The sequence below is a fragment of the Luteibacter yeojuensis genome (genome assembly GCF_000964085.1).
GTDB lineage: Bacteria > Pseudomonadota > Gammaproteobacteria > Xanthomonadales > Rhodanobacteraceae > Luteibacter > Luteibacter yeojuensis_A.
In genome coordinates this window covers 216,270-241,555 of record NZ_JZRB01000003.1, presented here as the reverse complement: position 1 = coordinate 241,555, position 25,286 = coordinate 216,270, and the positions used below count along the sequence as shown (strand labels likewise).

Sequence of the window (25,286 nt, the reverse complement as noted above, 5' to 3'; positions counted from 1 at the left end):
CTACACCAAGCAAAACGAAGTTCACGGAGGCAGCATGTCATCCGGCTTCACCGCCCAACCCCTGCCCACCTGGCGCCGCGCCGTCCTCAAGGTGGGCAGCAGCCTCCTGGCCACGCCGGATGGCGCGCTGACTGGCCAGCACGCCGACGCGCTGGCCGCGTTCGTCACCGCCAGCCGCCAGGCGGGCAGGGAAGTCGTCATCGTCTCTTCCGGCGCCGTGGCCGCCGGCCGCGGCCTGGTCCCACCCCAGGCCCCGGGCACGGGCGGCACGGGCCTTGGCGGCCGCCAGGCGCTCGCTGCGCTCGGCCAGACCCGCCTCGTCGGCCTGTGGCAGACCTTCTTCGACGCCCCCGTGGCCCAGGTGCTGCTCACCCATGACGACCTGCGCAACCGCCGCCGCTACCTCAACGCGCGCACCACGCTGCGCGAGCTGCTGGCCCTCGGTGCCATCCCGGTCATCAACGAGAACGATACCGTCGCCGTCGACGAGCTGAAGCTCGGTGACAACGACAACCTCGCCGCCATCGTCGCGGCACTGGTCGACGCCGACGTCCTGTTCATCGCCTCGGACATCGCCGGCCTCTACACCGCGAACCCGCGCACTGAGCCCTCCGCGGTTCCGGTTCTCGACCTCGACGAAGTGCTGCCCGTGCACCTGGCCAGCGCGGGTGGGGCAGGGACGGCCGCGGGCACGGGTGGCATGCGGACAAAGCTGGAAGCCGCGATGAAAGCTGCGGCCGCCGGCATCGAAACCGTGCTGTTCGACGGCCGCGATGCCGCCTGCCTCGCCCGCATGGCCGATGGGGTGCTCACCGGCACGCGCCTGCGCGCACCGCGCTCGCGCCTCGCCGCGCGCAAATACTGGCTGCGGCACGCACCCGCTGTGGGCTGCGTTGGCGTGGATGCGGGCGCCCTCGAGGCGCTGCGTGGCCGTGGCGCGTCGCTGCTCCCGGGTGGCGTCCTCGGCGCCGACGGTGACTTCGCCCGCGGCGACGTCATCGACATCGCGTTCGAAGGCGCGCCCTTTGCCCGGGGCATCGCACAGTACGCGGCCACCGATGTCCGCCGCATCGCCCGGCGGCACACGCGTGACATCGACGCCGTGCTCGGCTACAGCTATGGCGAGACCATCGTCCACCGCGACGACCTCGTCGTCCTCCCCGACCCCGCGAGGCTGCCATGACCCACCTGCGAGACCAGGCCCTGGCCTGCCGCGATGCCGCCCCGGCCATCGCCGCCCTCGACACGGCCGCGAAGCAGCATCTGCTCAACCGCATGGCGGATGCCCTGGCGGCCGACACGCACGCCGTGCTCGAGGCGAATGCCCGTGACATGGAGGCGGCACGCCACAACGGCACCAGCGCCGCGATGCTCGACCGGCTGCGGCTGGACGAAGGCCGCGTGGCAGGCGTCGTCGCCGCCATCCGCCAGGTCGCGGCGCTACCCGACCCGGTAGGCCTCGTCACCCGGCGCGAAGTGCGGCCGAATGGGATCAGCGTGGAACGCGTGCGCATTCCGCTCGGTGTCATCGCGATGATCTACGAGGCCCGCCCCAACGTCACCGCCGATGCCGCGGCGTTGTGCCTCATGGCCGGCAATTCCGCGATCCTGCGCGGTGGCTCCGACGCCATGCATTCGAACCTCGCCATCGCCGCGGCCCTGCGCCGTGCGCTGCGCGACCAAGGCCTCCCCGAAGCCGCCATCACCGTCGTCGATGACCCGAGCCGGGAGACCATGGTCGAGCTGCTCCAGCTCGCCGACATCATCGACCTGGCGATACCGCGCGGCGGCGAAGGCCTCATCCGCTTCGTCACCGAACACGCGCGTGTGCCCGTCATCAAGCACTACAAAGGCGTGTGCCACCTCTACGTCGACAAGGACGCCGACGAGGCCCTGGCCATCGACTTGCTCATCGACGGCAAGACCAGCCGCCCCGGCGTGTGCAACGCGCTAGAGACGCTGCTCGTCCACCGCGACATCGCCGCCTCGTTCCTCCCCAAGGCTGTCGCGGCGCTCCACGCCCGCAACGTCGAGGTGCGCGGCGACGAGACCGCACGTATCCTCGCGCCCGAGGTCGGCATCGCCACCGACGAAGACTACGCCGCGGAGTTCCTCGACCTCGTCATCGCCGTCCGCGTGGTGCCCGATATCGACGAAGCGATCATCCACATCCGCCGCTTCGGCTCCGACCACACCGAAGTCATCGCCACCCAGGACATCCTCGCCGCCGATCGCTTCGTCAAGGCACTGCGCTCTGCAGTCGTCATGGTGAATGCGTCGTCCCGGTTCAGCGATGGCGGCGAGCTCGGGCTCGGCACGGAGATCGGCATCTCGACGACGCGGTTGCATGCGTATGGGCCGATGGGGGCCGAGTCGTTGACCGTGGAACGGTTCGTGGTGCGTGGAGAGGGGCAGACGCGGCATCCGGTGTGAGCTGAGATCATTCGTAGCCTCGTGCCGTGGCCGACTCGTGTAAGGTTTGGCGACGTTTCATCGTCCCCGGCTTGCCTTGATGACCACCCATGCCTCACCGGGCGCCCCTGGCGCCGGAACTCGCCACCGCCTGAAATCCATCATCGGCGGCTCCACCGGCAACCTAGTCGAGTGGTTCGACTGGTACGTGTATGCGGCCTTCACCCTGTACTTCGCGCCGCACTTCTTTCCAAAGGGTAACCAGACCGCCCAGCTGCTCAGCGCGGCGGCGGTCTTCGCGGTAGGCTTCGTCATGCGCCCCATCGGCGCGTGGATCATGGGCATCTATGCCGATCGGCGGGGCCGCAAGGCGGGCCTGACGCTCTCTGTCACGCTCATGTGCGCCGGCTCGCTCATCATCGCCTGTACGCCGGGTTACGAGACCTGGGGCATTGCCGCGCCCACGCTGCTCGTCATCGCCCGCATGATGCAGGGCCTCTCAGTGGGCGGTGAGTACGGGGCCAGCGCCACCTACCTGTCGGAGATGGCTGGCAAGGATCGTCGCGGCTTCTTCTCGGCATTCCAGTACGTCACCCTGATCTCCGGCCAGTTACTGGCCATCCTGCTCCTGCTGGTGCTCCAGGCCATCATGGCCAAGGAGACGCTGGACGCGTGGGGTTGGCGTATCCCGTTCGCCATCGGCGCCGTGCTGGCCATCGTCGTGTTCCGCATTCGTCGCGGGCTGGCGGAGACGGACAGCTTCAAGAACATCAAGGCAGCCGACGCGCCGAAGTCGGGTTTCGTCGTGCTGTTCAAGCAGCACCCGAAGGAGACCCTGCTGGTGATGCTGCTGACCGCAGGCGGCACGCTGGCGTTCTACGCCTACTCCATCTACATGCAGAAGTTCCTGGTGAACACCAGCGGCTTCAGTCGCGAGGCGGCGAGCCAGATCAACGCCGTGACGTTGTTCGTCTTCATGCTGTTGCAACCGGTGGCGGGCGCGCTGAGCGATCGCATCGGCCGCAAGCCGCTGATGGTGGCCTTCGGCATCCTCGGCGTCCTGTGCACCTATCCCATCTTCAGCACGCTGGAGACCACGCGCGACCCCATCGTCGCCGGCCTGCTGGTCATGGCGGCGTTGGTCATCGTCACGGGTTACACCTCGATCAACGCGGTGGTGAAAGCGGAGCTGTTCCCGGCGCATATCCGCGCCCTCGGGGTGGCGTTGCCGTATGCGCTCGCCAATACGATCTTCGGTGGCACGGCGGAATACGTCGCCCTTAGCTTCAAGGGCGCCGGTTGGGAGCAGGGGTTCTATTGGTACGTAACCGTCATGATCGGCTTGTCGCTGGTGGTCTACCTGCGGATGCGCGATACGCGGACGGACAGCCTGATCCTGGAGGACTGATGGCTGCCTCCCTGTGCGCGGCGTGCTGGTTGATTACCTAAGGATCTCGCTAGTTGCAGCCGGACTGTGTCGCGCTCTTTCGCTCGTACTGAAGCGTGAGATGGAGGACGGCAAATGATGAGGCGCAAGGAATTGCGCCGAGTAACAAGTAGAAAACGACATCTTTCGTCATGCCATCGAATTGCGCGCACATCGATAGCACCCAGGTGTGGAACGCTATCCCGAGGGGTACGATGATCATGAGCCGCCAAAAGCGGCGGCGTTCCGGCGACATCCGTGTCGAGCGCATAGCAGGTTTCCTTCCTTGTGGTGACGGACACGAGCTTAGCCAGCACCGCAGGACGGATCAGTAGTCCAAGGATGGTTTTTCTGTAGGGTTTTTCTGTCAGGCACTACGCCTGCTTCATCCGCCCCGACACCGCCAACATCGCTGCCCAGCACCGCTCCAGGGCCCCCTGGAACTGCCCCCGATCCAACGCCAGCGTCTCCAGTCGCCCACCTTCTTCCGGCGTGAACTCGATCAGCAGCCGCGCACCGTCGATCCACGCCTGCGTGCCGGCGAGGAACTCCGGGTCGTCGTACTTCGAGGCCCCCACGCCCTTCGGCATGGCGAACGCGGTGCGCCCTTCGCGCGGCGCGTGGGCCAGCAAGTCGATGGCGATCTCGTACGAGCCATCGCCCGCTTCGATCTCCAGCGGCACGCGGTCCAGCTCACGTCCAAGGAACAGCTCGATGCTGCCGTTGAACGCCACGTGCCTGGCGTAGGCATCAAGGCGCGCCGCCTTGCTGTCCAGTACCCGCCGCAGGTTCGCGGTGTAGCGGTCGGTGATGTCGCCATGGTCGCGCAGCCAATGGCTGCTGACGTCGATCAGCGCCACGCGGTGGCCATCGGTCGAGGCCTCGATGCCCTGGTGGCGGACGCCGTTCGGCAGGTCGGGGAGCTCCACCGGAAGCCCGCCGGCCTTGAGGCCCAGCATGGTCCGCCCGGGCACCAGGCGCAGCCAGTGCGTCGTGGCCTGCATGGCGAAGCCATCGCCGCGCTCGATGTGCGCGGGTGCGAAGAGGTCGCCGGCACTCATGCGTGGCTCGCACGCCAGGCGTCGATGGCGTCCACGGCGCCAAGGCAATCCGCGAAGCGGTTGTACAGCGGCGTGGGCGAGAGGCGGATGACATCCGGCTCGCGCCAGTCGCCGATGACGCCGTTCGATTCGAGATACGTAAACAACGCACGCCCGGCATCACGCCCGGCACGCACGCGCACGGAAAGCTGCGCGCCGCGCTGTGCCGGGTCGTTTGGCGTGACGATATCGAGCACGTCGTCGAGGCGCGAGCGGATGAGCCAGTCGAGGTAGGCGGTGAGGCGGCGGCTTTTTTCCACCAGCCGCGGCATGCCGGCGCGGCTGAAGACGTCGAGCGAGGCGCGCAGCGGCGCGAGGGCGAGGATCGGCGGGTTGGAGAGCTGCCAGCCGTCGGCCCCCGGCGTGGGGACGAATTGCGGCCCCATCTGGAAGCGCGTGCTCTTGTCGTGCCCCCACCAGCCGGCGAAGCGCGGCACGTCGGCATGGGCGTGGCGTTCGTGGACGAACGCGCCCGCGACGGCGCCCGGGCCGGCATTGAGGTACTTGTAGGTGCACCACACAGCGAAGTCGGCGCCTGTGGCGTGCAGCGTCAGCGGCAGGTTGCCGGCGGCGTGGGCGAGGTCGAAGCCGACAAGGCAGCCCTTCTCATGGCCGCATTCGACGATGCGGTTGAGGTCGAACACCTGGCCGGTGCGGTATTGGATGCCGGGCAGCAGGATCAGCGCCACGCGGTGGCCGTGCTCGGCGATGGCGGCCTCGATGGCGTCCATCGACAGCGTGCCGCCGGGGCCGTCGGCCTGCATCTCGATGAGGTCTGTCGCCGGGTCGAAGCCGTGGAAGCGCACCTGCGATTCCAGCGCGTAGCGGTCGGTCGGGAACGCGCCGGCTTCCATCAGGATGGCCGGGCGTTCCCGCGTCGGGCGGTAGAAGCTCACCATCATCAGGTGCAGGTTCACGCCCAGCGTGTTCATGGCCACCACTTCGTGCGGTTTCGCGCCGACCACCTCGGCCATCGCGTCGCGCACGTACTCGTGGTAGTGCATCCACGGCGACCGGCCACGGAAGTGCGCCTCCACCGCGAGCTCGGACCAGTCCTGCAGTTCCGCCTCGATGGCGGCACGCACGCCCCTGGGCTGCAGGCCGAGCGAGTTGCCGCAGAAATACAGCGTCTCGTGGCCGTTGTGCGGCGGGATATGGAACTCGTCGCGGAAGCGGCGCAGCGGGTCGGCGGCGTCCTGGGCGTCGGCCCAGGCGCGCGTGGCTTCAAAACCGTTCATGGGGCAAAACCTGGGGCATCAGTTGGGCATGGAGGCGGCGACGGCGGCGCAGCCTTTATCGAACGCGGCGGCGAACTTCGCATCGCCCGTGGGGCGCACGCAGCGCAGCTGCACGGCATAGCCGTTGGTGAAGAAATAGCGCTCGTAATAATCGAGCTTCACCGTGCCTTCCTTTGCCGTGTACACGTTCTCCGTCGGCGCCTTGGGCTTGCCGGCGGCGTATTCCTTGAGGCTGGTGGCGCGGTTGCGCATGTCGCCCGAGAACTGCTGGAAAGCGATGAGGTTGTTGGCCTTCTTCATCGTCACCGAGACGCGGGCAAGCGTGGCGTCCGCGTTGCTCGAGCCCGGCACCTGGAACACCTGGCTCTCGTCATCGCCACTGGATTGCATGATCAGCGTCCAGCCATCCGGCACGGTGAAATGGACGGCGCCATCACCCATGGCGACATCGGTGGCCAGGGCCGGCCCGGCAAGGGCAGTGGCGAGGACAAACGGCAGGGCGCGCAGCAGGGTGCGGTGCATGGTGGTCTTTCCCCCGGGAAGATCAGCCATTTTGGCATACCCGCCGCGACCGGGCCGTGGCCCGCGTGTGCGCGGCGTCACGCCACCGCGGCGACGTGCTGGTAGCGCGCAAGGGGCAGGCCCAGCCACTCGAGCGCGGTGCCGTGGAACAGGCGGGCGCGGCTGGCATCGTCCAGGCCCAGGGCCTCGATGCCGCTGCCGGGTTCCTGCTCGCCGAGCGGGAAGGGGTAGTCGGTACCGAGCATGACGCGGTCGGTGCCCACCGTGCCCAGCAGGTAGCGCAGGGCGGCATCGTCGTGCACGCAGGAATCGAAGAACAGGCGGCCAAAATACTCCCGCGGGTTGCGCGCGTTGTCGGTGGCCACCAGGTCGGGGCGCATGCGGAAGCCGTGTTCGATGCGGCCGATGGTGTAGGGGAAGCTGCCACCGCCGTGGGCCAGCATCACTTTCAGGTCGGGCAGGCGTTCGAGCACGCCGCCAAAGATGAGCGAGCACGCCGCCCGGGTCTGCTCCGCCGGCATGCCCACGAGCCAGGGCATCCAGTATTTCGGCATGGTGTCGGTGCCCATCATGTCCCACGGGTGCACCAGCACGGCGGCGCCGAGGTCGGCGGCGGCTTCGAAGAACGGGAACAACTCAGGCGCGTCGAGGTTCCAGTCGTTGCAGTGCGAGCCCACCTGCACGCCCTGAAGGCCCAGCTCGTTGATGCAGCGCTCCAGCTCGCGGATGGCGAGGTCGGGCGATTGCAGGGGCACGGTGCCGATGCCGGCGTAGTGGCGCGGGTGCGCCTCGCATACGCCGGCCATGTGGTCGTTGAGGTGGGCATGCAGTTCCAGGGCCTGGTAGCCCTTCGCCCAGTACGAGAACATGACCGGCACGGTGGAGACCACCTGCACGCCGACGCCGAAGCGGGCATAGTCCTTGATGCGGTGCTCGGCGTCGAAGGCGGACTCCCACACCTCGCGAAAGAACTTGCCCCCGCGGTAGATACGGTGGTGGCCGCCGCTGTGGGTCATGACCGGGAAGCGATCGTCGCCGAAACGGGACGCCAGATCGGGCCAGTCCCGGGGCAGGATATGCGCGTGGGTGTCGATCTTGAGCATGGCCCGAGTTTAGGCTTCGCTGCCGCCCGGCGCCTCTGGCGGTGCAGCATGATCCTTCACGGCGCATCGCCCGCAAGCGGGCTCCCACCCTCCCACCCTCCCACCCGGCTTCCGGCTGTATGTGGGAGCCCGCTTGCGGGCGATGGCTTCCGGCTTCTGGTGGGAGCCCGCTTGCGGGCGATCAGGCCGGAGCCGAACTCCGCCGGTTAACAAGATGGGCAATCGTGTCGACGTTGTCCGTCAAGCGATCGGTCAACCGCCCCACGGCCTCCGCGAAATCCCGATCCGCGAGCCGCGACATGGCCTCCACCAGCGCGCGCTGGTGGTCGCGCAGGCCCGGCGGTACGTCCACCGGCTCGGCCACGGTCAGCGCATCGCCCTGCCGGCGCAGCTCCACGGCGGCCTCGTGGATGAACGGCCCGACGAACTCCCAGCCAGCAGGCACCTCGTCGACGTCGATGAGCGCCTCCAGGGTCATGCCCGTGCGGGCGACGCGGTTGCCGTTGGCGAACAGCGTCTCCGCCAGTTCCTGCAGTACCGCGGGGGTGCCGGGCTCGGCGCGCATGCGGTCGACCGAGGCCTGGGCGTTCGTGCGCGCGGTGCGCGTGGCGGTGCGCACTTCGTGGCGGGTGGCGCGGTCGGCGGGGGCCACCAGCGACTCGAGGTAATCGGCGTACGCGCACAGCATCTCGGAGAGCGCGGTGCGTGCCCGGTGGCGCTCCCACGACGGCCACAGCACGTAGGCGAGCAGGGCGAACGCACTGCCCAGCGCAGTGTTGAGCACGCGATCGGTCATGGCGTTGAAGGGGTCCACTCCCTCGAACGAGAGCAACACCACCACCGTGCCCGTCAGCGCGGCCACGGCGATGCCGTAGTGTGCGCCAGCCAGGTAGCGGAACGCCACGCACAGCACGGCCATGACGACGATGTGCGCGGCGAACACATCGGGCGTGAGCCGCAGCACGAACGTGGTAAGCATGAGGCCGAGCACGGTGCCGACGACACGCAGCAGGCCGAAATTGAAGGTGGCGGCGAAATCGGGGCGCAGCACGATGGCGGCCGTCATCGGCAGCCAGTAGCCGTGCGGCAGGTGGAAGTGCCGCGAGACGATGAAGGCGAGCGTGAGCACCACCGAGCAGCGCACCGCGTGGCGGAAGGCCACCGAATGCGGGGTGATGTTGGCGCGGAGCATCGCCAGCGGCGAGGTGCTGCGCAGGGTTTCCGGCAGCACGGTTTCCTCGCGCTGCGCGCGCTCTTCACCGCGGCTGCCGGCCCAGTTGGTGTTGCGCACCACGGCGGCGAGCTGGCCCGAGAGCGCGTGGATATGGCCGGTGAGGCCCATGCCGGGCGCGGCCGAGGATAGCAGCGCGCGCTCGCTCGCCTGCAGCGTGGCGAGGGCACGCTGCGCTTTCTCGGGCGGTTCGGCCGCATCGAGCGCGGCCGCGGTGGCGGTGAGCACGCGCGCGGCATCGGTGCGGAACATTTCGCCCATGCCATCGCGGCGGGTTTCCAGCTCGGCCATGGCGACGAGCTCGAGGCGGATGCGCTCGGCCAGGTCGAGCAGCACGCGGAACGCCTCCATGGCGCGGCCGCGGGCATGGTGCCGGCCGCGCAGGAAGTTTTGCAGGTCGTTCATGGCGTCGCTGAGGCCGGGCGCTTCGCCATCTTTCTGCGGCTTGCGCGCGAGCTCGGCGAGGCCGCGGTAGACATTGGCCAGCGCGCGGCGCTCGGGCAGGTAGCGTTGCAGCGGCCACGCCGCGATGGAGAACGCCGCCAGCAGCATGCCACCGGCGAAGATGAGCCCACCGCCGGCAAGGGCACCCGGCCAATCCTTCGGCACGGCCGCGCAGATGACGAGCAGCAGCATGCTGGTCATGCCCACGCGCGCGATGTCCGGGCCGAACACCACGAGCAGGCCACCGAAGAAGCCGCAGGCGGCGCAGGCCACGGCCATGGGCAGCACGTCGTTGCCGATGAGGAAGCCGACCAGCCCCGCCAGCCCCGCGGAAAGCGCGGCGAGGAACAGGCGGCTCAGCCGCTGCTGGTACGGGCCCGGCTGGTCCGAGAACATGGTGTCGAGCGCACCGGCCGCCACACCGATGCCCACCTCGGGGTAACCCACGGCGGTGCCGATCACGAGCGGGAGGATGACCGCCGCGGTGTTGCGCAGGGCGACGCGCATGGGCACGTCGGGGCGCTTTACGCGGACCAGCGTCTCGATGACGCTGGCGCGGAGCGAGTAGGCCGGGGAATTCATGGAGCGGGAGATGGGAGGTGGGAAGTGGGGGCGCAAGCGCGAAGCGCACACGTTAGCCGAAGGCTCGTGAACGCAGGACCCACGCACATCAGGTTAACGCACCCCGGCGAGGTTACGCCCCCACTTCCCATCCCCCACCTCCACGCACTTCACGCTCGACCAGCAAACTCACCCGTCAGCGTATTCACCGTGACCTTTTCGCCATTGGTGATGTATTCCGGCACCTGGATCTCAATGCCCGTGCTGAGCCTGGCGGGCTTGTTGCGCTTGGTGGCGCTGGAGCCCTTGAGCTCCGGCGCCGTGTCGACGACGGTGAGCACGATGCTGCTGGGCACCTGCAGGCCCACCGGCGCGTCGTCGATGACCTGGACGTAGTAGCCGTCGGTGTCCTCGACCACGTAGCCCGCGTTGTCGCCGACGACGGAGGCATCGAGCGTGTACTGGGTGTAGTCCTCGTCGTCCATGAAGACGAACGCGTCGCCATCCATGTACGAGAACTTCGCCTGGCGGCGGGCGAGGTCCACTTCCTTCAGCTCGTCTTCCGCGCGCAGGCTGAGGTCGAACTTGCGGTTGCCGGGGATGGAGTACAGGGTGAAGCGGAACGTGACGTTGCCACCGCGCGCGCTGGGCGAGCTGCGCTCGATATCGCGTACCTGGTACACGGTGCCGTCGTTCTCGACGACGTTACCTTTCTTGACTTCGGATGCTTTCATGGCTGCGTTGCCGGTCTTGGTGGGATGGAATTACTTCGGGGCGAGGCGCACGGCGCCGTCGAGGCGGATGGTTTCGCCATTGACGTAGCGGGCACCGAGGATGAACGCGACGAGGTCGGCGAACTCATCCGGCTTGCCCAGGCGCGAAGGGAACGGGATGGAAGCGGAAAGCGACTCCCGCACCTGCGGCGGCATGCCGTCGACCATCGGGGTCCAGAAGATGCCCGGGGCGATGGTGTTGACGCGGATGCCGAAGCGCGACAGCTCGCGGGCCATCGGCAGGGTCATGCCCACCACGCCACCCTTGGAGGCGGAGTAGGCGGCCTGGCCGATCTGCCCTTCGTAGGCGGCCACGGAGGCCGTATTGATGATGACGCCGCGCTCGCCGTCTTCGCCGGTGCCGTTGCCTTGCATGAGCTGCGCCGCGGCCTTGGCCACGTTGAAGCTGCCCACGAGGTTCACCATCACCGTGGTGCTGAAGGTGGACAGCGGCATGGGGCCTTCCTTGCCGAGCACGCGGCCCGCGCCGAGGATGCCCGCGCAGTTCACGACCACGTTGAGGCCACCCATGGCCTGCGCGGCGGCGGCGACGTTGGCGGCCACGCCCTCTTCGGAGGTGACGTCGGTGCGCTGGAAGCTGGCGTTCGGGCCAAGGGCGGCCGCGGCGGCGTGGCCCTTTTCTTCATTGACATCGAAGAGGGCGACATGGCCGCCGGCGGCGACGAGACGCTGGGCCACGGCATGGCCGAGGCCGGAGGCGCCGCCGGTGATGACGGCCTTGACCTGGTCGAGCTGCATGGGAACTCCGGGGGTGCTGGGGTAAACCGCGAGTTTAGCCGAGGCCAGCCCCACGGCGCTGCCGCGCCGCCGCAAAAAAGGCCATGTGGGAGCGCGCTTGCGCGCGATCGCGGTAGGAGCCCACACCGTGGGCGACATCTTTTCGCGATAGCGCGCAGGCCCTGTAGCGAGCCGCGAAAGGCGTCGCCCACGGGGCGGGCTCCTACACGAGCAGGTCGGCCAGCCTGCCGCTTGCCGCCAGCGCCGCGAAAGGCACCACCGGAGCCGGCGGCACGGTGGGCTCGCCCATGAATTTGCTCCACACGCCCACGTCCCACCACTGGCCGAGCTTGTAGCCGGCCTTGGGCCACACGCCCGCCGGCGCGAAGCCCATGGCCTCGTGCATGGCGACGCTGGTGGCGCCGGGCAGGGTGATGACGCCCACGGCCTGGTTGATGCCCTGGCGGTGCATCGCCTCGAGCAGCACGGCATAGAGGCGACGGGCGATGCCGCGGCGGCGTGCCTTCTCGTGCACGTAGATGGATGTCTCGGCAATCCAGTCGTACGCGGCACGCTCGCGGAAGCGCCCCGCGTAGGCGTAGGCGATGACCTCGCCGCCTTCCTCCCACACCAGCCACGGGTGGTTTTGCAGGCGGGCGCGGATGCGCTCGCGCATGGCCGCTTCGCCGGGCAGTTCCGTTTCGAACGTGATGGCGCTGGTTTCGACGATGGGTGCGTAGATGGCGTGGCACGCCGCGGCGTCGGCGTCGGTGGCGATGCGGATCACAGGGGCTTTTCCATGAAGATGCTGCCGGCGTTCGCGCGGTGCTCGCCGAACGGCGGGCAGCGCCGGTAGCCGGAGCGTTCGTAAAGTTCGATCGACTCGGTCTGCGCGGTGCCGGTTTCCAGGCGCACAAGCGTGCCGCCCGCGGAGCGGACCTGGGCTTCGAGCGCCTCGAGCATCTGCTTGCCCAGGCCCATGCCGCGGCACGCGGGTAGCACGTACATGTATTTGAGTTCGACGTAGTCGCCGAGATCGAGGGCGGCGCCGCACGCGAGCGGGGTGCCGTCGACGCGCGCGGTCATGAAGGTGACGTGCGGCCGCTGCAGGCTGTCGACCGTGACGGCGGGCGGCACGGGCGGGTGGCGGTCGAGGTCGGAAAGGTAGCCGTGCAGTTGCTCGATGAGCGGCAGCACGTCGGGCTTGCCCGGCTCGTCGATGGCGAAGGCGAGCGAGGGCGGCTTCGGTGCCACGATGAGGTCGCCATCGTTGAGGCTGCGCAGGAAGAACCGGTCGCAACTGAAGTGGCCGGTGCCGCCCATGGGCGCGTCGATGCGGGTGAAGCCGTGGCGAAGGTATACGGCCTGGGCCGCGTCCATGCCGGTGAGCGTTTCAAGGTAGCAGCGCGTGAACCCCTCGCGGCGCGCGGCATCCAGGCACAGCCGCATGAGCTTCGAGGCCGCGCCCGTACCGCGGGCCGCGGGGAGGAAATACATCTTGCGCAGCTCGCAGGTTTCGTCATCGCCGCCCTCAAGCGGCGCGATGCCCGCACCGCCAGCGACGCGGCCATCGATCTCGACCACGAAGTACGCCTTGCGCCCGCCCGCGTAAGCGGCCGACATGGTGTCCACTTCGGGGTCGTGGATGGCGAAGCCTGGGCCGTCGGCGCCGAATTCCGGCATGACGGAACGGATGACCGCGGCGACCTGGGCATCGTCGCGCGGTTCGATGGGGCGGAGGAGGGGATCGGAGGCCATGCCTTCGATCGTGCCATATTCAGGCGGCGGTGCGGGCCCTCGTGACGCGGCTGGCGGTGTCCTTGCCCAACTGCGCCGCGAGCCATGCACCGGTGTCGATGAGGCGGTCGAGGTCGACGCCGGTGGCCATGCCCATGCCGTGCAGCATGTAGACGACATCCTCGCTCGCTACGTTGCCCGTGGCGCCCCTGGCGTAGGGGCAGCCGCCCGTGCCGGAGACGGCGCTGTCGACCACGCGCACGCCTTCCTCCAGGCACGCGAGGATGTTGGCCAGGGCCTGCCCATAGGTGTCGTGGAAATGTACGGCCAGCGCGGCCATCGGTACCTCGGCGGCCACGGCGCGCAGCATGGCCCGCGCCTTCGCCGGCGTGCCGACGCCGATGGTGTCGCCCAGCGATACCTCGTGGCAGCCGAGGTCGTGCAGGCGCTTCGCCACGCGGACCACGTCGGCCACGGGCACCTCGCCCTGGTAGGGGCAGCCGAGCACGGTGGAAACATAGCCACGCACCGCGACGCCATCGGCGCGCGCGCGTTCCATGACCGGCACGAAGCGGTCAATGGATGCATCGATGCTGGCGTTGATGTTCTTCTGGTTGAACGCCTCGGATGCCGCGGTGAACACCGCCACCTCGGTGGCCCCGACCGCCAGTGCGCGTTCGTAGCCCTGCAGGTTGGGCACCAGCACCGGATAGACCACGCCCGGTGCTTTGCGGATGGCGGCGAACACCTCTGCCGCGTCAGCCAGCTGCGGCACCCACTTCGGGCTGACGAAGCTGGTGGCTTCGATGGTCTGCAACCCGGTGGCCGAAAGGCGGTCGATCAAGTCGACCTTTACCGCGGCAGGCAGCATGGCCTTTTCGTTCTGCAGGCCATCGCGCGGGCCGACTTCGACGATGCGGACGTGGTTCGAGGCGTTCATGCGGGCTCCGGTCAGGCCGATTCGGCGAAGCGGACGAGGACGCTGTCGGCATCCACGAAATCGCCTTGCACGGCCGATAGGGACTCGATGCGGCCGGCACGCGGCGCCTTCAAGGCCAGTTCCATCTTCATGGCCTCCATCACCAGCAGCTCCTGGCCTTCTTCCACCGTGTCGCCCACGGCCGCGCGTACCAGCACGATGCGACCCGGCATGGGCGCGACCACCTGGCGCGCGGTGTCGCCGGCGGCGCCCGCCCAGGCGAAAGCAGGGGCGCGCTCGAACAGCCAGCGGCGGCCCTCGCCGTCGTGCACCCGGATACGGGGCCCGGTGGCGGTGAGCGGTACGCGGCGTGCCACGTCGTCGAAGCGCGCGGATAGCGCCCCATCGACCAGCCGCGCCCCGCTGACGGTGCAGGTGGCCTCGCCCTCGCGCAGCACGTAGTGGCCGCCATGGCCGTGCGCATCGATCTCGTGGCGGGTCTCGCCCGCCATCAGTGCCACCACGCGCTTGCCCGCGTGGCCAAGGCGCCATGCATCGGCGCTACCCCACGGCGAATGCGGATCGTTGGCCGGGTTGTGCCGCGCGGCCTCGTCGGCCATGAGCAGGGCCGTGGCGGCGGCGAATCGCTCGGTATCACCCGCCTGCGCGCCACCGGCAAGGAATTGATCGAGGTGCCGGTCGAGGTAGCCCGTGTCGATGCGGCCCTCGACCACCACGGGGTGACGGATGAGCCGCTCAAGGAATGCCACGTTCGATTTCGGCCCGACGATTTCGGTATGGGCCAATGCGACGCGCAGGCGCTCCAGCGCGTCCGCGCGGTCGTGGCCCGATACGATGAGCTTGGCGATCATCGGGTCGTAGAAGATGGTGACGGTATCGCCCGCCACCACGCCGCCGTCGAGCCGGACGTGGCGCGACGGCGCAGGCAGCGTGAGCGCGAGCAACTTGCCCGAGCCCGGCAGGAAGTTGGCCTCGGGGTCTTCGGCGTAGAGGCGTACCTCGATGGCGTGGCCATGCGCCTTCACATCCTGCTGTGCGAGTGGCAGCGGTTCCCCGGCGGCGACGCGCAGCTGCCATTCCACGAGGTCGAGGCCGAGGGTTTCTTCCGTGACCGGGTGCTCGACCTGCAGGCGCGTGTTCATCTCCATGAAGAAGAACTCGCCATCCTGCCCCACGATGAACTCGACCGTGCCGGCCCCCACGTAGTCCACGGCGCGGGCCGCCGCCACCGCCGCCTCGCCCATGCGCGCGCGGCGCGTGGCATCGAGGAAGGGCGAGGGCGTTTCTTCCAGCACCTTCTGGTAGCGGCGCTGGGCGGAGCACTCGCGCTCGTTGAGGTGGATGACGTTGCCGTGCGTGTCGCCGAACACCTGGAACTCGATGTGGCGCGGGTGCTCCACGTAGCGTTCGAGGATGACGCGGGTGTCGCCGAAGGCATTGGCGGCCTCGCGCTGGGCCGAAGCCAGCGCCTCGTCGAACCCGGCCGCATCGCGGACGATGCGCATCCCCTTGCCGCCGCCGCCCGACGCGGCCTTGATCATGAGCGGGAAGCCGGTCCGCGCCGCTTCGCGGGCAAGGTGGGCCGGATCCTGATCGGCGCCGTGGTAGCCCGGCACGAGCGGCACGGCGTGCTGTTCCATGAGGGCCTTGGCCGCAGCCTTGGAGCCCATGGCGTCGATACTCTCGGGGCGCGGGCCGATGAAGGCGATGCCGGCCGCCGCGCAGGCGCGGGCAAAATCCGTATTTTCTGAAAGGAAACCGTAGCCGGGGTGGATGGCCTGGGCACCGGCCTGTTTCGCCACGGCGATGATGGCGTCACCGCGCAGGTACGACTCGGCCGGGCGCGGGCCGCCGATGGGGTAGGCCTCGTCCGCCAGCCGCACGTGCTGCGCATCGGCATCGGCCGTGGAATACACGGCCACCGTGCGGATGCCCAGGCGGCGGCAGGTCCGGATCACGCGGCATGCGATTTCGCCGCGGTTGGCGATCAGAATGCAGTCGAACATGGGGCTCCCGGGGGCACGGCGGTGGGGTGGGGGAAAAGCCGGAAAATTAGCAGATTGCGTGTTTGCCGCGGGTTGCGGCGCAGCATCCGGCGAGACGCGGATTTGCACGGCACGGCCTGTCCCCTTAGCCTTGGAGGGTAAACCCCCTCCCACAGTGAGAATTTCATGCAGATCAGCAATCGCAACGTCGTTTCCTTCCACTACACGCTGACCGACGACCAGGGCAATGTCATCGACAGCTCGGAAGGGCGCGAGCCGCTGGCCTACATCCATGGCGAGGGCCACATCGTGCCGGGCCTCGAGGCTGCGCTCGAGGGCCGCCAGGCCGGCGACCAGTTCAAGGTCGACGTGGCGCCGGAAGAAGGCTACGGCCCGCGCCACGCCGAGCTGATCCAGGTGGTGCCGAAGGCAGCGTTCCAGGGCGTGGAAGACCTCCAGCCGGGCATGCAGTTCCAGGGCCGCAACGACCAGGGCACCATCAACGTCACCGTCTCGAAGATCGAGGGCGATAACGTCACCGTCGACGGCAACCACCCGCTCGCCGGCCAGACCCTGCACTTCGCCGTCGAAATCACCAACGTCCGCGAAGCCACCGAAGAAGAACTCTCGCACGGCCACGTGCACGGCGAAGGCGGCCATCACCACTAAGGTGGCCTATCGCGCGCAAGCGCGCTCCCACATGTTCCTGGGGTGGGAGCGCGCTCGCGCGCGATGCTCTTTACCGATCAATACCAGTCAAGCAGCGACACGCCCACGCCCAGGTACGTGGCGCGGTGGTTGTAATCGATCATGCTCTCGCCGTACCCGTTGAACACCTCGAGGTAACCGCGCAGGTTGTTCACCACCGGGAAGCTCCACGTGCCGCGCAGCGAACCATGCGAGCGGTCGCCGCCGCGGAACGAATGCCGCGCCGTCAGCGCGAATTCGTTGCGGCCCACCTCGTGCACCACCTGCACCTCGCCACGGCCCATGTAGTCCTGGATATCCGGGTTATCGTCGTCCTTGCGCGCCTCCGGGATGCGCCACCAGGGACGCAGCATCACCGTCCACCCTTCGCGCTCGAAGCCGATATCGGCGACCACGCGGTTCCAGCTGCGCGACAGCGGGTCGGGGCGGCCGTTCGACTGGTGGTTGATGCCGATGCTGGCCAGGCGGCCCGTCCAGCCGAACACGTTGTAGTGCGTGTTGAACACGAGCAGGGCTTCCGGCTCGTAGTTCGTTTCGCGGAACGGCCGCGAGTTGTCCTTGTTGTAGACCTGCCAGCGCGACGACTGGGTGTAGCCCACCCAAAGGTCGCCGTTATCGCCGAAGATATTTTCGAAAGCCTTGGTCTTCAGGCTGATCTGGAACTTGGCCTCGACGTTGTCGAGCTGCTGCGGCGCGGCCACGGTGTGGTCGGGTGCCGGGCTGTGCGGCGTGTTGTTCTGGTTCGTGGTGCCGAAGAACGGCAGCACGTACGTCGGCTTGTAGCCACGCAGGTTAAGCGTGCCCAGCTTGGATTCAGGCGAGAGTTCCCAGCGGCTGTCGAGCAGCGACAGCGGGCGGGCCACGTCGCCGGATTCGCGGGTGGCGAGGTCGACGCTGACGGAGTTCGCCTTCGTGTCTTCCTTCTTCGCCGCCTGCGGCATCTGCGTGCGGCCCACGGCCTTGTCGTAGCACAGCAGGCGCTGCGAATCGGTCTCGATCGCCGAGCATGCGCGGATATCGGTGGGGCTCGGGTTCTGCGCCAACGCCTGCGCGGCATGCAGGCAGGCCAGGGCGCCCAGCGCGCCCACGGCGTGGATTCGTTTCATTCGGTGGTTCTCCCTGCATTCGTGCCGTTGCGGCGAGCGGGGAGTTTATCTGCCGGGAATGTGTGAAAAATGTGCAAACGGCACGGGGAGCAGCGTGGCTGCTCCCCGTACCTCTTAGGCCGGCAATCCGCTGGCGCTTACTTGCCAGCGCCCGAGTGGGCTACCCACTTGGTGTACTCGGCCTTGCTGATGCGGCCATCGCGGTTGCTGTCGGCGTACTGGAAGTCGTTCGCCAGCAGCGGGTAGGCCGAGGCCTGCTCCGGCGTAATGGACGCCTTGCCACCCGATAGCGTGGCCCAATCCGGGGCCGGGCCAGCGGGCTTGGGCGCGGCCGGGCCGCTGTTCACCTGCACCTGGCCCTGCGGCGAGGGCATCGTCGTGCCACTCGTCATGCCCGCCGCGCCCGTATCACCCGGGGCCGGGGCACCCGGCGGCGGGGGCGGTGCATCGCCCGGCGGCGGGGGCGGCGGCGGTGCGTCGCTCGCGGCGGGGGGCGGCGTCGGCTGACCCTGCATGGGCTTGCCGGCCTGGCCCTGCGCGGGCGCGCCGGCGGGAATGTCCGCGGGCGGCGGGGGCGGCGTGGCTTCGCTGGCCGGCGGAGGCGGCAGCGGCTGTGCGGGCGCCGGCGGCAGCGCCTGGCCCGACGGCGGCGGAGGCGGTGGTGTCTGGTCGGCGGGGGCGGTCTGGGCGAACGCCGTGCCTGCCAGCAGCAGCGATGCGCCGAGGGCTACGGCGCGTACTTGCATCTTCATCGAAAGCCTCCTTCGTTAGCGTGGAAGGGCATCGCGGGCGTGCGCCCGGCGACCTCATTGCCGACGCTAGCAAGGGGCGATTTAATGGTGGCCCAACTGCGAGAAGGCTTATACCGTGGCGTCACGCGTATCCGACGAGCCCTGCACAACGGCCGTGGTGCAGCTCTCGCACCGCGCGGCGCAGCTGCTACACCTTGCCGCGCAAGGGCTGCTCCGGCGCGGCACCCGCAAGGCACGCAAGCCCGACGTCACCGCCGCCATCGCGCGCATGGGCATGTTGCAGATCGACACCATCAACGTGGTGGCGCGCAGCCCGTACATGGTGCTCTTCTCGCGCCTGGGCAGCTACCGCGAGGCCTGGCTCGACGAGGCACTAGCCGAGGGGCGGCTCGCTGAAGCGTGGGCCCACGAGGCCTCGTTCGTGCCCTCGGCTGAGTACCACTACCACCGCGACTACCGCCTGGGCCGCGCGGGGCACTGGGCGCACAGGATGGCCGAGCGCACGCACGCCGAGGCGCGCACCGACATGGACGCGCTCCTCGCGCGCATCCGCCGCGAAGGCCCGTTGCGCGCGGCGGATTTCGAACGCGATGCACCGGGCAGCAAGGGCTGGTGGGGCTGGAAGCCGGAAAAGAAATGGCTCGAAGCATGGTTCGCGCTAGGCGAGCTCATGGTGCTGCGCCGTGACCGCTTCCAGCGCGTCTATGACCTCGCTGACCGCGTCACGGCGCGATGGCCCGAGCCCTTGCCGGCGGGCGTGATGGATGAAGCGGCGGTGCGCGAGTACTTCATCGTGCGCAGTGTCGAAGCGCTGGGCGTGGCGCGTGCGCGTTGGCTTGCCGACTACTACCGGCTGAAGCCGCGCGTCACGGACGAGGAGCTCGCGCCACTGGTAGCCCGTGGCGTGCTGCGGCGCGTGGCCGTGGAAGGGTGGGACGAGGCGGCCTACGTGCAAGCGTCGCATGCGGCGCTGCTCGAACAAGCCACATCAAACACGCTGCGCGCCACGCGCACCACGTTGCTGTCGCCCTTCGATCCCGTGGTGTGGGACCGCGCCCGTGCCATCGGCCTGTTCGGGTTTGAATACACCATCGAGTGCTACACGCCGGCAGCGAAACGCTGTTACGGCTACTACGTGCTCCCGATCCTGCATCGTGGCCGGCTTGTCGGCCGCCTGGACGCGAAAGCCCATCGAAGCAGCGGCCTGTTCCAGGTGCTGGGTGTGTGGCTGGAGGAGGGCGTGCAGCCATCGCCTGCGTTGGTCGATGGCATCGCCACGGCGATTATCGAGTGCGCGGCGTGGCATGGCACGCCGCGGGTCACCGTGGAAAGCGGCCAGCCAAAGGGGCTGGCCGCACAACTCAAGCGTGCCTGCCAGCGCTGATCAGCGCGTGGAGGCCGGCGCCGGCGTGTCCGCGCACGATTTGCCGTGCAGCGCATCCTTCAGCTGGCTGGCGAGCGACGTGCAGCGGTTCTGCAGCTGGTCGCGCATATCCGGATCCTGCGACTGCTTGAGCAGGCTGGTGCGCATCATCTCGTAGCGCGTCTCGATCTGGTCGCGCGCGAAAACCCCCGCGGCCAGGTGGCAGCTCTTGTAACTGGCCAGGTATTCATCGCAGGCGGCGATGCCCGTGCTATCCGGCAGCGGGCCGGCCTTGCTGGCCGTCGTCGTGCCCGTGGCGGCCTTCTTCGCCGGGACGCCGGTCACCGTCGTGGTCGCCGTCTTCGACGACGAACTGCTAGACGGCGTGGCGGTGACCGTCTGGGTGGTGGTGGGCTTGGGCTTGTTGTCCGAGCAGGCGGCAAGCGCGATGGCACAGAAAGCCAGCGGAATGAGGCGGTTGGTGAGCATTTTCTTCATGGTCGGTCCCCCTTTGCGGATCATGGAACGATGGTAGGCCAAATCGCACCGGGGGGTGCGACGCGAACAACGATTTGCCCGAACGCGGGTGAACGTGACGTTATTGCGTTAGCACGAACGCGAAACCCGGGTAAATCCCATGCATCGCTATTTTTGACGAGGACAGGTATGATCCGCCCGCTGTGTTTGCCGGGGTCATAGAGTTCCGTTGACCCGATGCCGCTGATCACGGATCTGCCACATCGCTTCGCTCCTCGCGTTTCCTTGCACACCAGTAAGCGGCAACTTATCGAAAGTTGCTGGTTATTCAATTAGTTATATTCGTTCGGAGTGTTACATATGTCGGATCGTGAAATCGGCACCGTCAAGTGGTTCAACGACGCCAAGGGCTTTGGCTTCATCTCGCGCGAGAACGGCCCGGACGTCTTCGTCCACTTCCGCGCTATCGGTGGCAACGGCTTCAAGTCGCTCGCCGAAGGCGAGAAGGTCTCCTTCAAGGTCGTGAACGGCCAGAAGGGCCTGCAGGCCGAGGAAGTCACGAAGGTCTGATCCTTCGGGCAACCGGTTTGTCTGAAAAGCCCGGCGCAAGCCGGGCTTTTTCTTTGCCCCGTTCTCATGCGATTTTTCTGTAACGGGTAACGAAACAGCGCTGAATTCCTAGGAAAACGGCCGTTTTCGCGTTTTCTTCACGTCTGCACGCGTGATGGACGTCAAAAAATCGTCCCGTGTAGGGTTTCCCCTACAGAATCGGCGACGAATGTGGTTATGATCGAACGCACTGTGTCTGCGCGGTCACGCGAGTGACCCGATGTCGCGCGTTCTACGATCACGCTCCATCGCCTCACCCGGTCCTGCATGCCCAGTAAGTCGCCGGCTCCCGAGCCGGGTTATTCGAGTGTTGGTCTAGAGGTGTGTGTGATGGCAACAGGTACGGTGAAGTGGTTCAACGATGCGAAGGGCTTTGGTTTCATCACCCAGGACGGTGGTGGTCCCGACGTGTTCGTGCATTTCCGTTCCATCCAGGGCAACGGCTTCAAGTCGCTGCAGGAAGGCCAGAAGGTCGAGTACGAAGTGACCCAGGGCCAGAAGGGCCCGCAGGCCGATAACGTCAAGGCGCTCTGACGCCTTCGCGGCTGGCAGCGCCGGCCGCCCTTGCAAGAACCTTGGCTCCTCCGGCCCCCTGTCGCCGGAGGAGCCTTCTCATATCCGGGATCCGGAAAACGCATGAGCGAAGCGTCCCCCCAGGCGGCGCGCAGGGCGGTGTCCCTGCGGATGGCCGATGGCGCGCAGGCCGACCTGCTGCTGTTCCTCCCTGCCGGCGCGCCGCGGGCCACGCTGCTCTGGGTGCCGGCCCTTGGCGTCGCCGCGCGGCACTACGAGCCGCTCGCCCAGTCACTGGCAGCCCTTGGCATCGCCGTGGGCGTGCACGAGTGGCGTGGCCACGGGTCGAGTGACCAGCGTGCCGGGCGGGGCAATAACTGGGGCTACCGCGCGCTGCTGGCAGATGACCTGCCACATAGCCTCGATGCCCTCGCCCATGCGTGCCCGGGTGCGCCGCTGTACGTGGGCGGCCACAGCCTGGGCGGCCAGCTCGGCAGCCTGCTGGCCACGATCACGCCGGTGCCCCTTGCAGGCCTGGTGCTCGTGGCGAGCGGCGCGCCGTATTGGCGCCGTTTCCATCCCTGGGTTGGCCTCGCTTATATCGCCGCGCCCACCCTGGCTAACCTGGTCGGGCGGTTGCCCGGGCGCCGCATCGGTTTCGGTGGCAACGAAGCGCGTGGGGTCATCGCCGACTGGTCGCGCAGCGGCCGCACGGGGCGCTACGCCGCACGCGGCATGCCCGTGGATTTCGAGGCCGCCTTGCGGCGGCAGGCGCGGCCCGTGCTGGCGCTGCGGCTTCGCGACGACTGGCTCGGGCCCGAGGCGTCGCTGGCGTACCTGCTCGACAAGATGCCGGCCGCGCCGCGTACCGTCGGCGTCATCGGCCCGGACGACCTGGCCGGCGCAAAAGCCGATCATTTCGGGTGGATGAAGATGCCCGCGCGCATCGCGGAGCGCATCGCCGCCTGGATGCCGTGACGGCATGACGGAAGATGCAAGGCGGTGCGCGCCACATGCGCTACGCTGCCCGGCATGCCCCACGGAGTGCTCCCATGACCGCCGACCTCATCGATGGCAAGCAACGCGACCTTGGCGACGGCTTCGTCGTCCGCCGCATGCTGCCGCACCTCAAGGCGCGCCACGTCGGCCCCTTCGTGTTCTTCGACCAGATGGGCCCGGCGACCTTCGGCGAGGACCGCGGCATCGACGTGCGGCCGCATCCGCACATCGGCCTTGCCACGGTCACGTGGCTGTTCGACGGCGCCATCCGCCACCGCGATAGCCTGGGCAGCCTCGTCGACATCCACCCTGGCGACGTGAACTGGATGACCGCCGGCCGCGGCATCGTGCATTCCGAGCGCACGCCGCCAGGCGAGCGCCACAGAGGCCAGAACCTGCACGGTATCCAGGTCTGGGTCGCGCTGCCGAAGTCGCACGAGCAGGCCGAGCCGGAATTCCACCACCACCCAGCGGCGGCGCTGCCGAAGGTGCAGCTGGATGATGGCGAGCTCGTGGTCATCGCGGGCGATGCGTTTGGCGTTGAATCCCCCGTGCGCGTGTTCGCGCCCATGTTCTTCGTGGAGGCACGCCTGCGCCGCGGCGCCCGCGTACCCATGCCCGCCCAGCATGCGGAGTGGGGTGCCTATGTCGTGGAGGGCAGCGCCCGCTTCGGCGGCCTGGCGCTCGACGCGCTCGACATGGCCGTGGCGCACGACGGCGAGCCACCGGTGCTGGAAGCGACGGACGACGCACTGGTGATGCTGTTTGGCGGCGCGCCGCTGGATGGCGAGCGCCACTTGTGGTGGAACTTCGTTGCCAGTTCAAAAGAACTGATCGAGGCGGCGAAAGCGGACTGGGCCGCGCAGGCGGCCCGCTTCCCCGTGGTGCCGGGCGACGAGCATGAGAGGATTCCCCTGCCCACGTACTGATGCGGAGCCGTCCATGGCCACCTTTGCCACGTTTCGTGACTTCTATCCGTTCTATCTCGGCGAACACGCGGACGTGCGTTGCCGCCGGCTGCACTTCGCCGGTAGCCTGCTGGTGCTCGTGGCCATCGCGCTGGCGCTGGGCACGGGGCGATGGGCGTGGCTTTGGCTGGCGCCCGTGGCGGGGTATGGCTTCGCGTGGGTAGGCCACTACGTGTTCGAGAAGAACCGGCCCGCTACCTTTAAGCACCCCCTGTACAGCCTGATGGGCGACTGGGTCATGTTCTGGGACATCGTGCGCGGGCGCGTCACGCTGCGCTGAGCCGCAACGGACGCGCACCGCGCGGGGTCAGGCCACGTCAGCCGTGGTGGCGGCGCGGGCTTCGTCTCGCCGCTGGCGGCGCGTGGCGCTCCATGCCGGCAGGTCCAGCGCATCGCGTGCTTTGCGGCACGCATCGAGCAGGTGCTCCACCGCCGCGTCATCCATGCCGGCGTTCAGGGTCAACCGCAGCAGGGAGCGGTTCACCGTCGTGGCGGGCGCGCTGAACACTGAGCCGAATACCCCGTGCTGCTCCATGATGTCGCGCACGCGCCCGGTCAGGATCTCCTGGCCAGCTTCGAACGCGATGATCTGTTCGGTGCCATCGCCGATGGGGTAGCCCATGGCGGTCAGTTCGAGGCGCACGTGGCGGGTCACGTCGCGCAGCCGCTGGCGCCGCCAGCCCTCGGTCTGGATCACCCGGTGCGAGGCGGATAGCCCAGCCAGTTCGTGCGGCAGCAGCGACGAACTGAAGATGGCGGGCAGTGCCTCGCAGCCGAAATAGTCCTTGAAATACGAGGTGCACGCGATAAAGCCCGCCCGCGAGCAATAGGCCTTGGCGAGGCTGGCGGTGATGAAGTGCACGCGGTCATTCAGGCCCAGGCTCGCGACGAGGCCCTCGCCGCGCGCGCCGTGCGTACCCAACGAGTGGGATTCATCCACGACGAGCACGCAGCCCTGGGCCGCCGCGAGGTCCGCGATCGCGCGCAAGGGCGCCAGGCTGCCGTTCGTGCTGTACACGCTGTCGACCACGATCACGCCTGGCCCGTTGCGCAGCACCTGCTTTTCGAGGTGCTGCATGTCGTTGTGCAGGATCGATACCGCGTTCGCGCCGGCACTGCGAATCCCCTCCCATAACGAGGCGTGGGCCAGCATGTCCACGTACACGGGCACCCGCTCGCCGGCAATGGACTGCAGCAGCCCCACGTTCGCGGCGAAGCCGGATTGGGCGAGGATGCCGTCTTCGCTGCCGACGGCACGTGCCAGCTCGGCCTCCGCGCGGTGCAGGGGTTCATCGGCATCCTGCTGGAACAGCGCCGACATCATCATGCCCAGGCCACCCTTGGCGAGTGCTTCACGTTGCGCTTCGACGATGGCCGGATGCCCCGCGATGGCCAGGTAATCATTGCTCTGCAGCATCAGCGCGCGCGGGCCGGGTTTGCTGCCGCGCAAAATGTGACGACCACCCCAGTCGACGGCAACGCGTTCTTGGTGAAATCGATCCACCCGGCGCTGGACGAAACCAGGCAGGCGGGGAGCTTTCGGGGCGCGATGCAGGATGGAAACGTTTTCCATGGTTGCTC

24 protein-coding genes and 2 pseudogenes are annotated in these 25,286 nt (G+C 68.2%); 10 read left to right on the top strand and 16 right to left on the bottom strand.

The features are described from left to right. The first annotated feature begins 34 nt into the window (after window positions 1–34). The 3 genes from proB to VI08_RS02615 all read left to right on the top strand — a co-directional run bounded on the left by proB (window position 35) and on the right by VI08_RS02615 (window position 3,820). Window positions 35–1,183: a glutamate 5-kinase gene (proB, locus tag VI08_RS02625; protein ID WP_045827957.1), complete on the top strand. Its 1,149-nt coding sequence runs from the start codon at window positions 35–37 to the stop codon at window positions 1,181–1,183. Next, window positions 1,180–2,433 (top strand): glutamate-5-semialdehyde dehydrogenase, encoded by a 1,254-nt coding sequence (locus tag VI08_RS02620; protein ID WP_045827956.1) that lies wholly within the window; start codon window positions 1,180–1,182, stop codon window positions 2,431–2,433. Before proB ends, VI08_RS02620 begins: the two co-directional genes overlap by 4 nt. Before the next feature lie 79 nt (window positions 2,434–2,512). Beyond that, window positions 2,513–3,820: an MFS transporter gene (locus VI08_RS02615; RefSeq protein ID WP_045827955.1), complete on the top strand. Its 1,308-nt coding sequence runs from the start codon at window positions 2,513–2,515 to the stop codon at window positions 3,818–3,820. Window positions 3,821–4,212: 392 nt separating this feature from the next. On the opposite strand, the gene VI08_RS02605 is transcribed toward VI08_RS02615, so the two are convergent. The 12 genes and pseudogenes from VI08_RS02605 to VI08_RS02555 all read right to left on the bottom strand — a co-directional run bounded on the left by VI08_RS02605 (window position 4,213) and on the right by VI08_RS02555 (window position 16,231). Continuing rightward, on the bottom strand, window positions 4,213–4,899 hold the full coding sequence (locus tag VI08_RS02605; protein ID WP_045827953.1) for a hypothetical protein: 687 nt from the start codon (window positions 4,897–4,899) through the stop codon (window positions 4,213–4,215). After that, on the bottom strand, window positions 4,896–6,176 hold the full coding sequence (gene kynU, locus VI08_RS02600) for a kynureninase (RefSeq protein WP_045827952.1): 1,281 nt from the start codon (window positions 6,174–6,176) through the stop codon (window positions 4,896–4,898). The genes VI08_RS02605 and kynU overlap by 4 nt, the downstream gene beginning before the upstream one ends. Window positions 6,177–6,194: 18 nt before the next feature. Continuing rightward, window positions 6,195–6,698 carry a hypothetical protein gene (locus VI08_RS02595; RefSeq protein WP_045827951.1) on the bottom strand — a complete coding sequence of 168 codons (504 nt, stop codon included), beginning with the start codon at window positions 6,696–6,698 and terminating at the stop codon, window positions 6,195–6,197. Between the two features lie 77 nt (window positions 6,699–6,775). Continuing rightward, window positions 6,776–7,801, bottom strand: a complete 1,026-nt coding sequence (locus tag VI08_RS02590; protein WP_045827950.1) for an amidohydrolase family protein — start codon at window positions 7,799–7,801, stop codon at window positions 6,776–6,778. Between the two features lie 181 nt (window positions 7,802–7,982). After that, window positions 7,983–10,058, bottom strand: coding sequence for an FUSC family protein (locus tag VI08_RS02585; RefSeq protein ID WP_045827949.1), 2,076 nt, complete (start codon window positions 10,056–10,058; stop codon window positions 7,983–7,985). A 149-nt stretch (window positions 10,059–10,207) separates the two neighbouring features. Beyond that, window positions 10,208–10,771: an elongation factor P-like protein EfpL gene (gene efpL, locus VI08_RS02580; RefSeq protein ID WP_045827948.1), complete on the bottom strand. Its 564-nt coding sequence runs from the start codon at window positions 10,769–10,771 to the stop codon at window positions 10,208–10,210. A gap of 30 nt (window positions 10,772–10,801) precedes the next feature. Next, a complete protein-coding gene (locus tag VI08_RS02575; protein ID WP_045827947.1) occupies window positions 10,802–11,569 on the bottom strand; it encodes an SDR family NAD(P)-dependent oxidoreductase in 768 nt (255 codons plus the stop codon). Window positions 11,570–11,771: 202 nt separating this feature from the next. Continuing rightward, entirely contained in the window at window positions 11,772–12,335 is a 564-nt protein-coding gene (locus VI08_RS02570) for a GNAT family N-acetyltransferase (RefSeq protein WP_045827946.1), read from the bottom strand. After that, window positions 12,332–12,652, bottom strand: a pseudogene (locus VI08_RS22155) (GNAT family N-acetyltransferase); the annotation flags it as partial. The pseudogene VI08_RS22155 and the gene VI08_RS02570, both read right to left, overlap by 4 nt. Window positions 12,653–12,820: 168 nt before the next feature. Then, window positions 12,821–13,306, bottom strand: a pseudogene (locus VI08_RS22150) (GNAT family N-acetyltransferase); the annotation flags it as partial. A 19-nt stretch (window positions 13,307–13,325) separates the two neighbouring features. Further along, on the bottom strand, window positions 13,326–14,225 hold the full coding sequence (locus tag VI08_RS02560; protein WP_045827945.1) for a hydroxymethylglutaryl-CoA lyase: 900 nt from the start codon (window positions 14,223–14,225) through the stop codon (window positions 13,326–13,328). Window positions 14,226–14,236: 11 nt separating this feature from the next. Further along, window positions 14,237–16,231 carry an acetyl/propionyl/methylcrotonyl-CoA carboxylase subunit alpha gene (locus tag VI08_RS02555; RefSeq protein ID WP_045827944.1) on the bottom strand — a complete coding sequence of 665 codons (1,995 nt, stop codon included), beginning with the start codon at window positions 16,229–16,231 and terminating at the stop codon, window positions 14,237–14,239. A gap of 165 nt (window positions 16,232–16,396) precedes the next feature. Between VI08_RS02555 and VI08_RS02550 the strand changes: the two genes are divergently transcribed. Further along, entirely contained in the window at window positions 16,397–16,879 is a 483-nt protein-coding gene (locus VI08_RS02550) for an FKBP-type peptidyl-prolyl cis-trans isomerase (protein ID WP_045827943.1), read from the top strand. Window positions 16,880–16,956: 77 nt separating this feature from the next. On the opposite strand, the gene VI08_RS02545 is transcribed toward VI08_RS02550, so the two are convergent. Together VI08_RS02545 and VI08_RS21600 are read right to left on the bottom strand one after the other, a co-directional pair. Then, entirely contained in the window at window positions 16,957–18,024 is a 1,068-nt protein-coding gene (locus VI08_RS02545; RefSeq protein ID WP_045827942.1) for a phospholipase A, read from the bottom strand. A 137-nt stretch (window positions 18,025–18,161) separates the two neighbouring features. Continuing rightward, the gene (locus VI08_RS21600; RefSeq protein WP_052697635.1) at window positions 18,162–18,776 is read right to left on the bottom strand and encodes a hypothetical protein; all 615 of its coding nucleotides are present in this window, start codon (window positions 18,774–18,776) and stop codon (window positions 18,162–18,164) included. Window positions 18,777–18,891: 115 nt separating this feature from the next. On the opposite strand from VI08_RS21600, the gene VI08_RS02535 reads away from it, so the two are divergent. Next, the gene (locus VI08_RS02535) at window positions 18,892–20,160 is read left to right on the top strand and encodes a winged helix-turn-helix domain-containing protein (RefSeq protein WP_232309439.1); all 1,269 of its coding nucleotides are present in this window, start codon (window positions 18,892–18,894) and stop codon (window positions 20,158–20,160) included. Here VI08_RS02535 and VI08_RS02530 read toward each other — a convergent pair whose 3' ends face one another. Beyond that, the gene (locus tag VI08_RS02530; protein WP_052697634.1) at window positions 20,161–20,637 is read right to left on the bottom strand and encodes a hypothetical protein; all 477 of its coding nucleotides are present in this window, start codon (window positions 20,635–20,637) and stop codon (window positions 20,161–20,163) included. It lies immediately after the preceding gene. A 339-nt stretch (window positions 20,638–20,976) separates the two neighbouring features. Between VI08_RS02530 and VI08_RS02525 the strand changes: the two genes are divergently transcribed. The 5 genes from VI08_RS02525 (at window position 20,977) to VI08_RS02505 (ending at window position 23,985) form a co-directional block, all read left to right on the top strand. Beyond that, a complete protein-coding gene (locus tag VI08_RS02525) occupies window positions 20,977–21,186 on the top strand; it encodes a cold-shock protein (protein WP_045827941.1) in 210 nt (69 codons plus the stop codon). Window positions 21,187–21,555: 369 nt separating this feature from the next. Continuing rightward, the gene (gene cspE, locus VI08_RS02520; RefSeq protein WP_045827940.1) at window positions 21,556–21,759 is read left to right on the top strand and encodes a transcription antiterminator/RNA stability regulator CspE; all 204 of its coding nucleotides are present in this window, start codon (window positions 21,556–21,558) and stop codon (window positions 21,757–21,759) included. Between the two features lie 102 nt (window positions 21,760–21,861). Next, window positions 21,862–22,716, top strand: coding sequence for an alpha/beta hydrolase family protein (locus VI08_RS02515; RefSeq protein WP_045827939.1), 855 nt, complete (start codon window positions 21,862–21,864; stop codon window positions 22,714–22,716). Between the two features lie 74 nt (window positions 22,717–22,790). Beyond that, complete coding sequence (locus tag VI08_RS02510) at window positions 22,791–23,666, top strand: pirin family protein (protein ID WP_045827938.1); 876 nt, start codon at window positions 22,791–22,793, stop codon at window positions 23,664–23,666. Window positions 23,667–23,679: 13 nt separating this feature from the next. Continuing rightward, window positions 23,680–23,985 carry a DUF962 domain-containing protein gene (locus tag VI08_RS02505; RefSeq protein ID WP_045827937.1) on the top strand — a complete coding sequence of 102 codons (306 nt, stop codon included), beginning with the start codon at window positions 23,680–23,682 and terminating at the stop codon, window positions 23,983–23,985. Window positions 23,986–24,012: 27 nt separating this feature from the next. On the opposite strand, the gene cqsA is transcribed toward VI08_RS02505, so the two are convergent. Further along, complete coding sequence (gene cqsA / locus VI08_RS02500; protein WP_045827936.1) at window positions 24,013–25,278, bottom strand: alpha-hydroxyketone-type quorum-sensing autoinducer synthase; 1,266 nt, start codon at window positions 25,276–25,278, stop codon at window positions 24,013–24,015. Window positions 25,279–25,286: the final 8 nt, after the last annotated feature.

What these genes read in the sequence shown, in the direction of transcription:
- VI08_RS02555 (WP_045827944.1), bottom strand. Translation starts at nt 16,231, where the DNA reads ATGTTCGACTGCATTCTGATCGCCAACCGCGGCGAAATCGCATGCCGC.
- VI08_RS02515 (WP_045827939.1), top strand. Translation starts at nt 21,862, where the DNA reads ATGAGCGAAGCGTCCCCCCAGGCGGCGCGCAGGGCGGTGTCCCTGCGG.
- VI08_RS02560 (WP_045827945.1), bottom strand. Translation starts at nt 14,225, where the DNA reads ATGAACGCCTCGAACCACGTCCGCATCGTCGAAGTCGGCCCGCGCGAT.
- VI08_RS02595 (WP_045827951.1), bottom strand. Translation starts at nt 6,698, where the DNA reads ATGCACCGCACCCTGCTGCGCGCCCTGCCGTTTGTCCTCGCCACTGCC.
- VI08_RS02575 (WP_045827947.1), bottom strand. Translation starts at nt 11,569, where the DNA reads ATGCAGCTCGACCAGGTCAAGGCCGTCATCACCGGCGGCGCCTCCGGC.
- VI08_RS02505 (WP_045827937.1), top strand. Translation starts at nt 23,680, where the DNA reads ATGGCCACCTTTGCCACGTTTCGTGACTTCTATCCGTTCTATCTCGGC.
- VI08_RS21600 (WP_052697635.1), bottom strand. Translation starts at nt 18,776, where the DNA reads ATGAAGATGCAAGTACGCGCCGTAGCCCTCGGCGCATCGCTGCTGCTG.
- VI08_RS02550 (WP_045827943.1), top strand. Translation starts at nt 16,397, where the DNA reads ATGCAGATCAGCAATCGCAACGTCGTTTCCTTCCACTACACGCTGACC.
- proB (WP_045827957.1), top strand. Translation starts at nt 35, where the DNA reads ATGTCATCCGGCTTCACCGCCCAACCCCTGCCCACCTGGCGCCGCGCC.
- VI08_RS02620 (WP_045827956.1), top strand. Translation starts at nt 1,180, where the DNA reads ATGACCCACCTGCGAGACCAGGCCCTGGCCTGCCGCGATGCCGCCCCG.
- cspE (WP_045827940.1), top strand. Translation starts at nt 21,556, where the DNA reads ATGGCAACAGGTACGGTGAAGTGGTTCAACGATGCGAAGGGCTTTGGT.
- VI08_RS02510 (WP_045827938.1), top strand. Translation starts at nt 22,791, where the DNA reads ATGACCGCCGACCTCATCGATGGCAAGCAACGCGACCTTGGCGACGGC.
- VI08_RS02525 (WP_045827941.1), top strand. Translation starts at nt 20,977, where the DNA reads ATGTCGGATCGTGAAATCGGCACCGTCAAGTGGTTCAACGACGCCAAG.
- VI08_RS02605 (WP_045827953.1), bottom strand. Translation starts at nt 4,899, where the DNA reads ATGAGTGCCGGCGACCTCTTCGCACCCGCGCACATCGAGCGCGGCGAT.
- efpL (WP_045827948.1), bottom strand. Translation starts at nt 10,771, where the DNA reads ATGAAAGCATCCGAAGTCAAGAAAGGTAACGTCGTCGAGAACGACGGC.
- cqsA (WP_045827936.1), bottom strand. Translation starts at nt 25,278, where the DNA reads ATGGAAAACGTTTCCATCCTGCATCGCGCCCCGAAAGCTCCCCGCCTG.
- VI08_RS02590 (WP_045827950.1), bottom strand. Translation starts at nt 7,801, where the DNA reads ATGCTCAAGATCGACACCCACGCGCATATCCTGCCCCGGGACTGGCCC.
- VI08_RS02615 (WP_045827955.1), top strand. Translation starts at nt 2,513, where the DNA reads ATGACCACCCATGCCTCACCGGGCGCCCCTGGCGCCGGAACTCGCCAC.
- VI08_RS02585 (WP_045827949.1), bottom strand. Translation starts at nt 10,058, where the DNA reads ATGAATTCCCCGGCCTACTCGCTCCGCGCCAGCGTCATCGAGACGCTG.
- VI08_RS02530 (WP_052697634.1), bottom strand. Translation starts at nt 20,637, where the DNA reads ATGAAGAAAATGCTCACCAACCGCCTCATTCCGCTGGCTTTCTGTGCC.
- kynU (WP_045827952.1), bottom strand. Translation starts at nt 6,176, where the DNA reads ATGAACGGTTTTGAAGCCACGCGCGCCTGGGCCGACGCCCAGGACGCC.
- VI08_RS02545 (WP_045827942.1), bottom strand. Translation starts at nt 18,024, where the DNA reads ATGAAACGAATCCACGCCGTGGGCGCGCTGGGCGCCCTGGCCTGCCTG.